The sequence below is a fragment of the Spirosoma fluviale genome (assembly GCF_900230225.1).
GTDB lineage: Bacteria > Bacteroidota > Bacteroidia > Cytophagales > Spirosomataceae > Spirosoma > Spirosoma fluviale.
In genome coordinates this window covers 2,560,079-2,573,896 of sequence record NZ_OCNH01000001.1, presented here as the reverse complement: position 1 = coordinate 2,573,896, position 13,818 = coordinate 2,560,079, and the positions used below count along the sequence as shown (strand labels likewise).

Here is a 13,818-nt window from a genome sequence, read left to right as displayed (position 1 = left end):
TTTGTTTTTATAATTTACACTATTTTAGTATTTTTAGTTTCCAATTGATCAAGAGAATTGTGTCTGTAAAAGCAAAAACAAGGCAGCATATTATAGAGGCCGCTCAGAAATTATTCTTGCTGCATGGGTACAGCAACATGTCTGTAGATGACCTGGCTCGTGAACTGGGTATCAGCAAGAAGACTATCTACAACCACTTCAGCAGTAAGTCGGAACTGTTAATGGCTGGTATTGAGCAGTTTGCTCTGGAGTACCAGGAAAAGGCAGACACCATTCTGAATAATGTCGATCTAACCCTGCGGCAGAAAGTGGCGGCTTATCTTCGGTTTATCGGGATGAGCTTCGCCAATATCAACCAGGGTTTCTGGACGGATATAAAACGCTCAGAGCCAGAGGCCTGGAAAAAAGCCTGCGAGATCAGACGGGATATACCACTGAAGCATTTCAGTCAGTTGATGGACGAGGGCGTTCGGGTTGGGTATCTGCGGGATGATTCCTCCCGGCACATCGCCATGCTGACCTATGTTGCCGCTATTCAGCAACTTACTGATCTGGACTTTTTAAATCAGTTTCCTGAAGCAATCACGTCAGCCCTGTCAAAAGAGCTTCCCGAACGAGCCGACCAAATCGTTAACCTGCTCTTACACGGTCTCCTCACACCTCGGTTCTATAATGAAATCACTTAATTATAAATTATACTATAATTTATATATAGTGTAAATATTGCTTATTTTTATTTGTCTGGCGGAGGCTTATCTTATGGAAGGTTGATTTTGTCCCGCAGGTTACCGTATAAATGGTGGAGTATTGTCTTTCACCGTGTAAATACCTGCCATGAAGATTCAGCTACGATTGACTCCGATCTTACTGCTGCTGTTGCTTGGGGTATGCTTTGCCTTCAGGCAGGACGTACCACCCCGGCTTAAACTGTTCCTGCTCATCGGTCAATCGAACATGGCTGGCCGGGGCATACCCGAAGCCAAAGATCAGCAACCGCACCAGCATATCTGGATGCTTACTAAAGAAGAGACCTGGCTACCCGCCCGCGACCCACTCCATTTTGATAAACCCACCGTTATTGGCGTTGGCCCCGGTCTGGCGTTTGCCCAAAAACTGGTCGACTCCGACAAAAAAGTAGATGTTGGTCTAATTCCCTGCGCTCAGGGTGGGTCGGGAATTGATGTCTGGGTACCGGGGGCCTATTATGCGGCCACCAAATCATATCCGTACGATGATGCCATTAAACGAGCCAGAAAAGCGCTGGAAAACGGTGAGTTGGCAGGCATACTCTGGCACCAGGGCGAATCGGATAGCCAACCCGAAAAAGCCGCCGTCTATGCCGAGAAATTAACCGCTTTGGTAAGCCGCATCCGAACCGATTTGCAGGCTGAAAACGTCCCATTTCTCGTTGGTACCCTGGGTGATTTTTATGTACAAAAGCATCCGGTTGCGGCTCAGATCAACACGATTCTGGAAACCTTGCCTAAAACCATACCCAATATGTACGTTGTGTCGGCAAGTGGCTTAACGCATAAAGGAGATACCACGCATTTCGATACGCCTTCTGCCCGGATGTTAGGCATCCGGTTTGCAGATACCTATCTTGCCAGAACTGAAGAACACAAATGACCCTATGGAACGGCTATCGCCTGACTTGACCTTTCAACCAGAAATCCTGATTTTTATACCATAAACTTTTAATTTGAAACCAAATGACATCTCGCCGAACTTTCCTGCAAACAACAGCGCTGACCGGCGCAGCCGCTGCCATTTTGCCCAATGCGCTTTGGGCATCGACAAAACCAGCTAAAGACAAACTGGGTGTAGCCCTCGTGGGACTAGGCTATTACAGCACCGACCTGCTGGCACCGGCTCTGCAAAAAACCAAAAACTGTTACCTAGCCGGTATCGTAACCGGAACGCCTGCAAAAGCTGAAAAGTGGAAGAAGCAGTACAACATTCCGGACAAGAACATCTATTCGTACCAGACGTTCGACCAGATTGCCAACAACCCTGATATCGACGTGATCTATGTGGTGCTTCCGCCCTCCATGCACGAAGAGTATGTGGTGCGGGCGGCTAAAGCGGGTAAACAGGTCTGGGTTGAAAAACCGATGGCCGTTACTGCCAAAGAGTGCCAGAACATGATCGATGCCTGTGCTAAAAACAAGGTGTCGTTGTCCGTTGGTTACCGCTTGCACCATGACCCCAATACGCAGGAGTATGTAAAAGGACTGCGTGATGGAAAGATTGGCAAAATACAGATGGTTAACTGTTCCGCTGCTTATTACGACGCCCGAACCGATCACTGGAAACAGAAAAAAGAAATGGGCGGGGGCGTCATGTACGACATGGGCGTTTACGTATTACAGGGTGCCCGCCTGGCAACGGGCGAGGAACCCATTGCCGTTACGGCCCAGCAGTACACATCCCGGCCAGACGTGTACAAGAACGGTCTGGATGAAACATCCATGGCGCAGCTTATTTTCCCGAGCGGAGCGCGGGCGGTGGTTCAGTCGAGTTACGGCATGAACATGAATTTTATGGACGTGATCGGTAGCAAAGGCACGTTGCGCGTAGAACCGTATTCGGGGTATAACAACGTAAAAGGTGTCTGGAGCAATGGCGGTAAAATAGACCATCCTTACGAAGTGACCTGGCAGCAGGCCAAACAAATGGACGACGATGCGGAGTTGATCATGAATAAAAAGCCCATGATGGTCCCCGGCGAAGAAGGCCTGCGTGATATAAAAATTGTAGAAGCAATCTACCAGGCGGCCAAAACAGGCAAGCAAGTAAAGATTGGCTAAAAAAATATATGGCAACACTAATTGATTTCCTCTACAAGTATACTGTATCGTAGGGTGTTACTTGAAATAGTGTTTTAGTTGTATTGTAGTAGTATTTTTCTTGTGCTATATAAAGTCGGGCGGCTCATTTGGTGAGCCGCCCGCTTTTTGTTTATTTCGCCTGTCAACCCCGTACAGCTATGCAACCTGCCGATTTTACCTGCCTTTCTGCCGACCAGCAACTCGACACCCTTTACTTTACGGGCGACATACTTGCCAACCGCTACGAAGGCGAGAACATTTTCCTGCTGTATAATCTTCACAATTTTTACGTCGAACTCAAGTACGACGCCTACACCAATAGCTTACATCAGGTTACGGCCTTCCGCGAAACCGATAAGCTGGAACCCTACCTGCCTTATCTGGCGTAGAGGCTGATTTCCTATTTCATTGATCACTTTTCAACGCTATTTTCCGGGTAAGTCGGAGAAGAAAACTTTGCTTGTCCATCACTCAGAAAAAGATTAGATTTTTCTAATCGGGTGGCTAGTGTGAATTTTTCCGTTGGTAGTGTCCGTTATTAAATGACACAATGAGCCCGTGTCATGCCTGAATCCTGATGGACAACCAGCGCGAAGACAGTTTCCGGGGAAGTCAACGGGATGAAAAAGATACTAATTATTGAAGACGACCGACGTATTGCGCAGATCATTAGCCGAACACTACAGGAAGATGGCTACGCTACGGAGGTAGTTTATGAAGGAAACAACGGCCGCCAGATGGCATTGTTGCCGGGCGTCGATCTGCTCATTTTAGATATTAACCTGCCTGGTATCAACGGATTTGAGGTGTGCCGCAGCGTTCGGGCAGAAAAGCCGCATCTCCCCATTATTATGCTCACAGCCCTGGGTGAAATTGAAGACAAAATAGAGGGGTTGGGCCTGGGTGCCGACGATTATCTGGTCAAACCCTTTGATCTTCGGGAGTTGATTGCCCGCGTAGAGGCCTGCCTGCGTCGGTCGGCATTGCTGGAGGAAATGACCGCCGAGCCGGAGAAGGTGTGGCGGGTGGCTAATTTAATCGTCAATTCAGCTTCCCGTGAGGTGAAACGTGGAGCAACGTCCATTGACCTGACCCCTCGGGAGTTCGCTTTGCTGGAATACCTGATACGCAACCGGGGGCGCGTACTGGCAAAAATGGATATCGCTGAGCAGGTCTGGAATCTGAATTTCGACCCCAACACCAATGTTGTAGAAGTTTATATCAATTACCTCCGGAAGAAGATTGACCGTGATTTTGAGCCGAAGCTCATTCATACGAGACCGGGAATGGGCTACGTGCTTAAGGAAGAGTAACGTGTGAATAGTTAGTCTGACTAACGTCTCTAAGTTTTATCTAATCACATTCTAACGTTCTTCTAACTCAGCTGTAAGCCTGCCGTAAGCTGCCCGACTGACCTTTGTAGCCGTACATTATTCAACGCATGCGGCTATTATTTTTCTTTATTTTCATTTTTCTGAATGCCAACCCGCTTCAGGCACAAACGTCCGGCGGGGAGGACTCGCTCCGGCTCACCCTTAAACAGGCCGATAGTCTGTTTATTAAAAACAACCTGTTGCTGTTGGCCGAACGGTTTCGAATCGACGCCAGCCAGGCGCAGGTGTTACAGGCAAGTCTGTATGATAACCCCACCGTTACCGCTGAACTAAGCACGTATAATTCCGAAGCTCGTCGGGTGCTGGATGTGGGCCGGCAAGGGCAGAAAACGCTCGCCATTGAGCAGCTGCTCTATACGGCCGGAAAACGGAACAAACGGATTGCATTGGTATCAGAAGCCGCTCAGTTAACCCAGTTTGAACTCCTCGACCTGCTGCGAGGATTGCGCTTCGATCTGCGCAGCCGATTCTATTCCATCTATTTTCAGCAAAAAACACTGGTTCGCTTTGACCAGCAACTCGTCACGCTTCAGTCGACGGTAGCGGCTTATGAGTTTCAGTACACTCGGCAGAATGTGTCGCTTCGCGAGTTGCTCCGGCTGAAAGCGTTGCTGTTTCGACTAAGCAATGACCGTACAGCAATCGTGTTCCAACTGGCCGACGACCAGCGGGCATTGCGCACGCTATTGTCTGTCGATCAGTCGATCAAGCCGATACTTCCCGATGAGACCCTGGCCGTTTATCACATACCAAGTCAGCCGGACGACACGCTACAGCAGATTGCTTTACGGAATCGACCTGACCTAAAAGGCACCATTTCGCTCACACGGCAGGCCGAATTGAACCACACGTTACAGCGTGCTCTGGCTGTACCGGATGTTCGACTGGGGGCCAACTACGATCAGGCCGGGAGTTACATCCAAAACTACGTTGGCTTGTCCTTGTCTACCGACATTCCCCTGTTCAACCGGAATCAGGGTGCTATTCGCGCTGCCCGAAGTCAGATTAGTTATCAGGCGCAGTTGCAGCAGCAGAAAGTCATGCAGATACGAAACGAAGTGGCAACGGCCCTCCAAAAAGTGCGGGAAGTAGAGCGCCGGGTTCAGGCGGTTGAGCAGGCGTTTACTACCCAGTTCGACCAGTTGAATCAGGGGGTACTGCTAAGCTTTCAAAAGGGCAACATCACCTTACTGGAGTTTGTCGATCTGGTCGAAGCCTACAACGACAGCATCAGCAATCTCAACCGCCTGAGGGCCGACCGCGTGAGTGCCTATGAAGAATTGAACTACCTGCTGGGCGACGATTTATTCAACTAAAACAAGCCATTCGTTTGGCTCTGAACCAATGAAAATTCACCTTCTTTTTTTTATCGGCAGCTTGACTGTTCTCGGCTCCTGTGCCCCAAAAGCCGCTCCTGAAGAACTACAGGCCTTTATGCTATCCGATACCATGTTGCGTCGTATTCGGCTCGACAGTGTTTTTACCCAGCCCGTACGCAGTGAGTTGACACTGGTCGGTAAGATTGTTGCCGATGAAAATCGGGTTGTCAAAGTGTTCCCGTTAGTAGGGGGCAACGTTGAAGATGTAAAGGTTGAATTGGGCGATTATGTACGGAAAGGCCAGACGCTGGCAGCTATTCGTTCCGGTGAAGTGGCCGATCTGAAGCGACAATCCATACAGGCGCAGTCTGATTTGCTGGTTGCTGAAAAGAACCTCCGGGTAGCGCAGGACCTTCTCGAAACCAAACTCACATCCCAGCGTGAAGTAGTAGCGGCTCAGAAAGAAGTTGAAAAAGCGCAGGCGGAAGCAAACCGGATCAGTGAGGTATCCCAGATATACGGCATCAACAACGCGTCGATGTACACCGTAAAAGCACCTATCGACGGCTATGTTATCGAGAAAAATGTTAACCGCGACATGCAGCTCCGCTCCGATAATGCCGATAACCTGTTTACGATCGGGCAGATCAGCGATGTATGGGTGCTGGCAAATGTCAACGAAAGTGATATCCGTCGGGTGCATACCGGTATGCAGGCGAGTATACAAACGCTGAGCTACCCCGATGAACGCTTTACCGGACAGGTTGATAAAATCTATACCGTACTCGACCCGCAAACCAAAGCCATGACCGTCCGGATTCGGCTGCACAACATGGGTATGAAACTCCGGCCGGAAATGCACGCTACCGTCACCTTACGCTACGAAGAGGGCGGAAAGCTGGCCACGGTGCCTGCTGGGGCGGTAATTTTTGACCGCTCTAAACAGTACGTAATGGTGTTCAGAGGCCGCTCCGACATTGAAACCCGGGAGGTCAGCGTCCTCAAATCGCTCGGCGATGTTGCCTACATAAGCAAAGGGGTCAAGCCCGGCGAGAAAGTTATTTCCAAAAGCCAGCTGCTGGTCTACAACGCCCTTAATAATTAGCAGAGGGCAAAGGGGCGTGGGGCAGAGGGCAGAGGGCGTGGGGGTATAGGGCGTGGGGCAAACCCTTTCCTTTCACTACTTCCTACCCTCTGCCCAAACCCCTCTGCCCATACCCCTCTGCCCCTTGCCCAACACATTATGAATAAATTCATCAGTAACGTAGTCGGGTTTTCGCTGAAAAACCGATTCTTCATCTTTTTCATGACAGCGGTGCTGGTCGTTGCCGGTATCGTGAGCTACCTCAAAACACCCCTTGAGGCCTTCCCCGATGTAACAAATACGCAAATTATTGTGGTTACGGAATGGAATGGACGCTCGGCCGAAGAGGTAGAACGGTTTGTGACCGTACCCATCGAAGTGGCCATGAATTCGGTGCAGCGAAAAAGCAATGTCCGGTCAACGACCATGTTCGGGCTATCGGTCATGAAAATTATTTTCGATGATGATGTCGATGACTTTTTCGCCAGGCAGCAGGTCAATAATCTTCTGCGCAATGTCTCGCTGCCGGAAGGGGTGGAACCGGACGTGCAGCCGCCTTACGGGCCTACGGGTGAAATATTCCGGTATACGCTGGAAAGCAAAGACCGTGATAGCCGCGAGTTGCTCACCCTGCAAAACTGGGTCGTTGACCGGCAGATGCGCAGTGTACCGGGCGTTGCCGATATTGTTGCCTTTGGGGGGCGCGACAAGATGTACGAACTGCGCGTCAACCCGACTCAGCTCGCCAAATATGACATTACACCGCTGGATGTGTACCAGGCCGTTACCCGAAGCAATATCAACGTGGGGGGCGATGTCATCGAGCGAAATGGGCAGGCGTATGTTGTTCGGGGCGTTGGACTCCTGACCTCCATTCAGGATATTGAGAACATACTGATCGAAGAGGCTGGGGGGAATCCGGTGCTGGTCAGGCATGTGGCGGAGGTGGCCGAGTCGAACCTGCCCCGGGTAGGACAAGTGGGTCTGGATAAGAATGATGATGTGGTCGAAGGCATCATCGTGATGCGGAAAGGCGAAAACCCCAGTGAGGTTCTGACTCGGGTAAAGGCCAAAATAGAGGAATTGAACACGCGTGTGCTGCCATCGGATGTAAAAATGGTAACGTTCTACGACCGCGACAATCTCATCGAGTTCTGTACCCAAACGGTGCTGCACAACCTCACAGAAGGCATTGTGCTGGTAACGGTCATCGTTTTTCTATTCATGGCCGATTGGCGCACGACGCTGATTGTGTCCATCATCATTCCGCTGGCCCTGTTATTTGCGTTCATGTGTTTACGGCTGCGGGGCATGTCGGCCAACCTGCTTTCTATGGGGGCGGTCGATTTCGGAATTATCATCGACGGTGCCGTAGTCATGGTCGAGGGAATATTCGTTACGCTCGACCATCTGGCGCACCGGGTGGGTATGAACCGGTATAACCGCATGGCCAAACTCGGTCTGATTAGGAAAACGGGCGGTGAGTTGGGCAAAGCGGTCTTTTTCTCGAAACTGATCATTATCACGGCGTTGCTACCTATTTTCTCCTTCGAGAAAGTGGAAGGTAAAATGTTCTCACCTCTTGCCTGGACGCTGGGCTTTGCCCTGCTTGGCGCGTTACTGTTCACGTTAACACTGGTGCCGGTACTTTGCTCGATCCTATTGAAGAAAAATGTTCGGGAGAAAAAGAACCCCATTGTTAACTTCTTCGACCGTATTGTCATGGCGGGCTTCGGCTGGTGCTACCGCAACCGTCGACTCAGTCTGGTGGGTGCCATCAGCTTCATGATCGCCACGTTTTTTTCGTCGACTATGCTGGGAACCGAGTTTCTACCTCAGCTCAACGAAGGAGCGCTCTGGGTAACGGCCGAATTACCGATGAGTATGTCGCTGCCCGAAAGTGTCGATATGGCCAAAACGATCCGGGAAGACCTGAATACCTTTCCCGAGGTAAAACAGGTACTGTCGCAGGTCGGTCGGTCCAACGACGGCACCGACCCGAACGGGTTCTATTTTTGTCAGTTTCAGGTCGATCTGAAGCAGAAAGGGGAGTGGCCCGAACGACGGCTCGGTCGTCGACTAACCGACGAGCAACTAACCGATGAGATGGATGCCAAATTAAAAAACTATGCCGGTATACTCTACAACTACTCGCAACCGATCATCGACAACGTGGCCGAGGCTGTAGCGGGTTACAAGGCGAGCAACGGGATCAAGATTTTCGGGCCGGATGTATACGAGCTGGAAAAATACGCCAATCAGGCTATGGAGGCCATTCGGAATGTAGAAGGGATCAAAGACCTGGGCATTATTCGCAACGTAGGGCAACCCGAAATGAGCGTAATGTTCCACGATCATAAGATGGCACTATACGGCGTATCGACGGCCGATGCTCAGGCGGTCATTGAAATGGCTATCGGAGGTAAAACCGCTTCTGTTTTGTACGAAGGCGAGCGAAAATTTGACATTCGGGTGCGCTTTCAGCCCGAGTACCGAAAAAGCGAAGAGGACATCATGCAACTGATGGTGCCCACCATGAGTGGTGGCAGAATACCTTTGAAAGAGATTGCGACCATCAAACAAATTACGGGACCTGCTTTTATTTACCGCGATCTCAACAAACGGTTTATTGGGGTGAAATTTTCTGTGCGGGGTCGTGATTTAGGCAGTACTATTGCCGAAGCGCAGCAGCGGGTACGAGAAAAACTGCATCCGGAAAAGAGCTACTCCGTGGATTGGGTAGGGGAGTTTGAGAATCAGGTTCGGGCCACGGGGAGGCTCGGAGAGGTTGTACCGATAAGTTTAGCGGCCATTTTCGTGATCCTGTTCATCACGTTCGGTAACGCTAAAGATGCCGGACTCGTCCTGTTGAATGTGCCCTTTGCACTCATTGGCGGCATTCTGGCCCTTCACGCAACGGGCATGAACTTCGGCATTTCGGCGGGAGTTGGCTTTATTGCGCTGTTCGGCATCTGTATACAGAATGGCGTAATACTGGTTTCGGTGTTTAACAATAACCGAAAAGAACGAATGCCGCTCGATGAGGCCATTCGGACGGGGGTTCAGTCGCGTATTCGACCGGTGGTCATGACGGCCCTCATGGCAGCGATCGGTCTGTTTCCGGCCGCTATCTCCACCGGCATCGGCTCTGAAACACAAAAGCCGCTGGCCATTGTCGTTATCGGCGGATTAATAACCGCAACGGTATTAACCCTGCTTATTTTCCCAATTATCTACCGATTATTTTATCGATCGCAAACACCCAAAGCAAGTAAGCGGCTGGCCTACAGCGAAGTATAAACGGTTAGCCGTGGTTTGTCAAGACAAACCACGGCTAACAAGCACTCACGGATGTCGTAGATCCGTTAAATCTGCGCTTTCTGTCGCACCAGATCGAGCCAAAGAGCCCGCCCTTCACAACTCCAGTGTGTATCACTTTTCAGAAAAGGCGGTACCGGGCTTTTTTTATACGCTTCGTAGGTATCGATAAACGGCACCTGTAATGCCGGATTCGACTGAATCCGTTCGATGAGGTGATTATATACCGCCCGTTCAGGCTCCAGAGTACTGGCTTTATTGGGAATGAGCGACAAATAAACCGCATCGAAGCCGAGTTGCCGGTATCGGTTGGCAACCGAATTTACGCTGTCGACAAGGGTGTTAACCTCTTCGTCTGTCAGGCGGGAGAATGACGAGTTCAGCGTTTTGTTCGTATCGGTGTCGCTTCGGATAAACACATGTCTCTTGTCTTTAGAAAGGCTTACGCTGGCACTTTCCCGGTCGAACCAGTTCAGCGTCAGGCTGGCTTTAAGCTCTTTGAACCAGAATGCCCAATCGTGGCTGAAGAGGGTCGATTCGAGCCGTTCTTCCACATCGCTCCGGTGAAACTCATTGCTGAGACGTTGCCATACAGGCAGACGCAGGGTGGGTAACCGACTGGTATCTTTCTCAACGACAAATTCCTGGACATTCCCGGCAAAGTGCTCCCGAACGTGCCGTTCGATGGATTCGATGAGTAAGACATTCCGTTTGGTTGGATCGAGCTGTGCCCGTTGCCGAAAATCCCAGGCAACGCGTTGGAAATGGCTCACCCGAAAATCGTCCTGGCTTAGTCGCTCAGGTTCCGAAAAACTATCACCGATCAAATAAAGGTGCGTAGATGCCGTATCGCTCGACCGGTTGGAGGGTGAGCAAACCGGCTTAGGCTCTTTAAACTGGGGTAAAGCAGAAAGCCTGTACAAGTCGCCAAACCGGTAGTCGTCGACAATGATGCCAACTTGGTAGAGCCAGTGCGAAACCGTACTTGATAGGCCGCCCCCCCAAAACAGGAGCGCCAAAAGAATGATTAGGTAACGAATAAAACGCATAGTGTATTGGGCAAAGGGCAGAGGGTGAAGGGCGTAGGGCATGAGGGTTGGTGGAATGGACGTTTACCCCATGCCCTATACCCTATGCCCTTTGCCCTTACCGAAGTCGAATACTGAATAATTGGACGGCCTGTTTGGCACCACTTAAAATGTATAATTCATTACTGCGTTCATCGAACTGAACAGCAATCGGGAAATCACTTGGTATGGGCCGGTCGTTCAGGATACGGCCATTTAAGTCATAAAGCATGGTAAAGCCACCCGATTTTACACTGATTAACTCCACCCCCGATCCGAGTCGATGGTAACGTACATTGTTGCGTCCGGATTGCAAGGCCCGCACGTCAAAGCGCCGTTTTCCCTGCTGGTCCATTATGGCAACTTCCGTATCGGTCGTTCGCATCAGCAACCAGTTTGTCTGGTCTTCGTCGGGGAACAGCCGAAATACGCCATTTCTGACCGGACGATACAACTGAAGGCGCTTGGCAACGAGCCCGTTACTGGTTAAGGAAAGGAGTTGCCCCTCATCGGTGATCGTCCGAATCTGGGTTTGGCCAGGGGGTAACAGGGCAGGCCCATCAAAACGGATTTCGGGCTCTTCTTCGTTGGTTCGCTCGATTCGGGTTGGAAAATGCGGATACTGGCTACCGTTTTCCTGCCAGTGGTTCAGTGTGCCATCGGCCTGAATTGCCAGCACAGCCATCCCTTTCGGCGTGGATATAACCTGGAAGGGAAGCTGTAAGGCTCCTTTATGAGAAGCCGTCATCAGCCGGATAAAGGTTCGTCGCTGGCGGTCAAGCGCATAAATATGACCATCCTGGTGAGCTGCCAGCGCAACCAGATTCCGCTGCTGACTACCCCGTGGACGAGCCAGAAACGACGCGTCGATGCCCGCCGGGAGTGGAATGGATTGAAGGGTAACTTCTTTTCGAATGCGAACCGGATCGGCAATGTACAGGGTTCGGTCGGTCATAAATAAATACTGTAACCGCCCATTGTTCAGAAAGTCGACGCCGAGTGCATTACTCCGTATCGGACCGTCAATGTTATTCTGCACCAGCTTATCGCCTTCCGGGGTTACCAGAACAAACTGACTAGCGTTGTTCTGCGCGTAAAACTGAGCCGAACTATCGCTAAGCGAGCCGGTTACGATCGGAGCCGAAACAAGGGGAGCATTGAACTCGGTTTTCTTGTGCAGCAGAAGTTTGTTAAGCACAGCCCGACTGGCGCGTCGGGTGGTACGGCCCAGTATTACGGTCGATTGAATATTTTCGTTGCCATAACTGGCCTGGTAAACCATATTTTCCAGATTGGCAAGGGCTGAGGTTCCGGTGGCGGGATCAACTTTGTCGAGCAAATTCTGCCAGCCCAGTGGCCAGTTGGTGAGCACGCTTGTTTGTTCCCGATTCAACCGGGCAAATGCCGTAAAATTGGCTGGGCGCAGGGTTGCGTTTACTAGCTCGGCCTGACGCACATCGGTCGACCAGACGGCACCTCGCTGAATCTGTTGCAAGTAATCCAGCATCGCATCTTCGCTATTGGCAATAATCAGCGACGAACCATGTTGGGTGATCCAGCTTTGTGGAAACCCCGAAAAAAGGCTGCTGAAAAGAGATGCAGGCAGCTCCGAGATATTGAGCAGCAGGATCTTATGACTCAGGTAACTTTTGGGCGATGACGCAGCTTTGGCCCCTGATCGGTAAGCAACCTGCTGGTAAGTGTTGGCCAGTTGTTTGCCATCTTTAGCCGTTAAAATCAACACCTGACGCGCAGTTCCTGTCCTGGATTCGAGCCGACAAAGGAGAATATCGCTGCCCAGCGATTCATACAGTGGTTTTGTTTCGGCCCGTATCTGACGGAATCGCTCCCGGAGGAAGTCACTGGATGCCGAACTCAGTAAGTTACTGAGCGACTGGCCAAACTGGCTCGCATCGCTGATGCCAATATGATACAGGGTCGATGTCGATTGAGGAATCAGGTAGGCATGCTGAATCCGGCGAGGGGCCTGATTGGCAAATAAAGCGGCTACGTCCCGGCGTCCACCAATCTGGTCGACAGCATACCCCACCAGATGAGAAGGAGAAGCCGACTGCCGAAACTGAAGGTTCAACTCTTCCGGCAGAAAGAGTTTTACCAGTGAACCTACATTGCTGAACAGCGACTGCAGAACTTCCGGCCGTACGGATAAACTCGCCAGACGATCGTTGTCAAGCTCGAAATCCGGCTCTGCTGACGAGAACCTGAGCGGCTGATGCATTCGTTTGGCAACATTCTCAATCAGGATGCCCGAGACACTACCCACGAGAAACTTATCGGTGAGGATAAACGAGCCAACCGGTTCATTCCCTCTGGCCACCAGATCGAGGATTTTTTCACCGGCAAACGAGTGATTTAAAACCCGGTACTGGCGTGGGTCCGGGTTGGTTACCCGGTTCAGGAAAGCCTGATCAGCCGAACTGATGGGAATGTAGAAAATGAAATCGAGGGTCGTTTTGGAAATCGAGTGGAGCGAGTACCGGATATTTCGGCCCGAAACGAATTTCAGAACCGTCGCCGAATCGGCCGTTGCGTACAGGAACCGGTCGAGTTTCTGACGGGCCTCATCAAAGACCGGAACCTGCCGAAGCGACATCTGGGTACGCAGCACGCGTGCGGATACGGTATCCTGCAGGCGGTCACTCGACAGAACCAATAAAGCGCCCGGCGGCACCAGCGATCCCACCGTACGACCCGCTGGAAAAAACTGTTTGAAGCCCAGCCAGCCCCCCATCACCAGTACTACTGCACCAAGACCAATCCAGAGACTTCGTTTCATAGTTGATT

At 51.0% G+C, this 13,818-nt stretch carries 10 protein-coding genes; 8 read left to right on the top strand and 2 right to left on the bottom strand.

All coding sequences use genetic code 11. The annotated features are described in order from the left end of the window. Nucleotides 1–59 precede the first annotated feature (59 nt). From CRO74_RS10590 to CRO74_RS10555, 8 genes are all read left to right on the top strand, one after another. The gene (locus CRO74_RS10590) at nucleotides 60–686 is read left to right on the top strand and encodes a TetR/AcrR family transcriptional regulator (RefSeq protein ID WP_097126097.1); all 627 of its coding nucleotides are present in this window, start codon (nucleotides 60–62) and stop codon (nucleotides 684–686) included. Between the two features lie 148 nt (nucleotides 687–834). Continuing rightward, a complete protein-coding gene (locus CRO74_RS10585) occupies nucleotides 835–1,629 on the top strand; it encodes a sialate O-acetylesterase (RefSeq protein ID WP_097125903.1) in 795 nt (264 codons plus the stop codon). Between the two features lie 83 nt (nucleotides 1,630–1,712). After that, entirely contained in the window at nucleotides 1,713–2,810 is a 1,098-nt protein-coding gene (locus CRO74_RS10580) for a Gfo/Idh/MocA family protein (protein WP_097125902.1), read from the top strand. Between the two features lie 179 nt (nucleotides 2,811–2,989). Continuing rightward, nucleotides 2,990–3,220 carry a hypothetical protein gene (locus CRO74_RS10575; protein WP_097125901.1) on the top strand — a complete coding sequence of 77 codons (231 nt, stop codon included), beginning with the start codon at nucleotides 2,990–2,992 and terminating at the stop codon, nucleotides 3,218–3,220. Nucleotides 3,221–3,451: 231 nt separating this feature from the next. Continuing rightward, nucleotides 3,452–4,144 carry a response regulator transcription factor gene (locus CRO74_RS10570; protein WP_097125900.1) on the top strand — a complete coding sequence of 231 codons (693 nt, stop codon included), beginning with the start codon at nucleotides 3,452–3,454 and terminating at the stop codon, nucleotides 4,142–4,144. 128 nt (nucleotides 4,145–4,272) lie between these two features. Beyond that, nucleotides 4,273–5,541, top strand: a complete 1,269-nt coding sequence (locus CRO74_RS10565; protein ID WP_097125899.1) for a TolC family protein — start codon at nucleotides 4,273–4,275, stop codon at nucleotides 5,539–5,541. A gap of 28 nt (nucleotides 5,542–5,569) precedes the next feature. Then, entirely contained in the window at nucleotides 5,570–6,649 is a 1,080-nt protein-coding gene (locus CRO74_RS10560; RefSeq protein ID WP_097125898.1) for an efflux RND transporter periplasmic adaptor subunit, read from the top strand. 138 nt (nucleotides 6,650–6,787) lie between these two features. Then, a complete protein-coding gene (locus CRO74_RS10555; protein WP_097125897.1) occupies nucleotides 6,788–9,928 on the top strand; it encodes an efflux RND transporter permease subunit in 3,141 nt (1,046 codons plus the stop codon). A gap of 65 nt (nucleotides 9,929–9,993) precedes the next feature. Here the strand turns inward: CRO74_RS10555 and CRO74_RS10550 are convergent, their stop codons facing one another. Both CRO74_RS10550 and CRO74_RS10545 read right to left on the bottom strand, forming a co-directional pair. Beyond that, nucleotides 9,994–11,037 carry a hypothetical protein gene (locus CRO74_RS10550; protein WP_317042392.1) on the bottom strand — a complete coding sequence of 348 codons (1,044 nt, stop codon included), beginning with the start codon at nucleotides 11,035–11,037 and terminating at the stop codon, nucleotides 9,994–9,996. A gap of 55 nt (nucleotides 11,038–11,092) precedes the next feature. Next, nucleotides 11,093–13,810: a hypothetical protein gene (locus CRO74_RS10545; RefSeq protein ID WP_097125896.1), complete on the bottom strand. Its 2,718-nt coding sequence runs from the start codon at nucleotides 13,808–13,810 to the stop codon at nucleotides 11,093–11,095. Nucleotides 13,811–13,818 lie beyond the last annotated feature (8 nt).

Bases quoted from the DNA above. Each gene is read 5' to 3' on its own strand.
- CRO74_RS10585 (WP_097125903.1), top strand. From the start codon at position 835: ATGAAGATTCAGCTACGATTGACTCCGATCTTACTGCTGCTGTTGCTT.
- CRO74_RS10580 (WP_097125902.1), top strand. From the start codon at position 1,713: ATGACATCTCGCCGAACTTTCCTGCAAACAACAGCGCTGACCGGCGCA.
- CRO74_RS10575 (WP_097125901.1), top strand. From the start codon at position 2,990: ATGCAACCTGCCGATTTTACCTGCCTTTCTGCCGACCAGCAACTCGAC.
- CRO74_RS10570 (WP_097125900.1), top strand. From the start codon at position 3,452: ATGAAAAAGATACTAATTATTGAAGACGACCGACGTATTGCGCAGATC.
- CRO74_RS10565 (WP_097125899.1), top strand. From the start codon at position 4,273: ATGCGGCTATTATTTTTCTTTATTTTCATTTTTCTGAATGCCAACCCG.
- CRO74_RS10560 (WP_097125898.1), top strand. From the start codon at position 5,570: ATGAAAATTCACCTTCTTTTTTTTATCGGCAGCTTGACTGTTCTCGGC.
- CRO74_RS10555 (WP_097125897.1), top strand. From the start codon at position 6,788: ATGAATAAATTCATCAGTAACGTAGTCGGGTTTTCGCTGAAAAACCGA.
- CRO74_RS10550 (WP_317042392.1), bottom strand. From the start codon at position 11,037: ATGCCCTACGCCCTTCACCCTCTGCCCTTTGCCCAATACACTATGCGT.
- CRO74_RS10545 (WP_097125896.1), bottom strand. From the start codon at position 13,810: ATGAAACGAAGTCTCTGGATTGGTCTTGGTGCAGTAGTACTGGTGATG.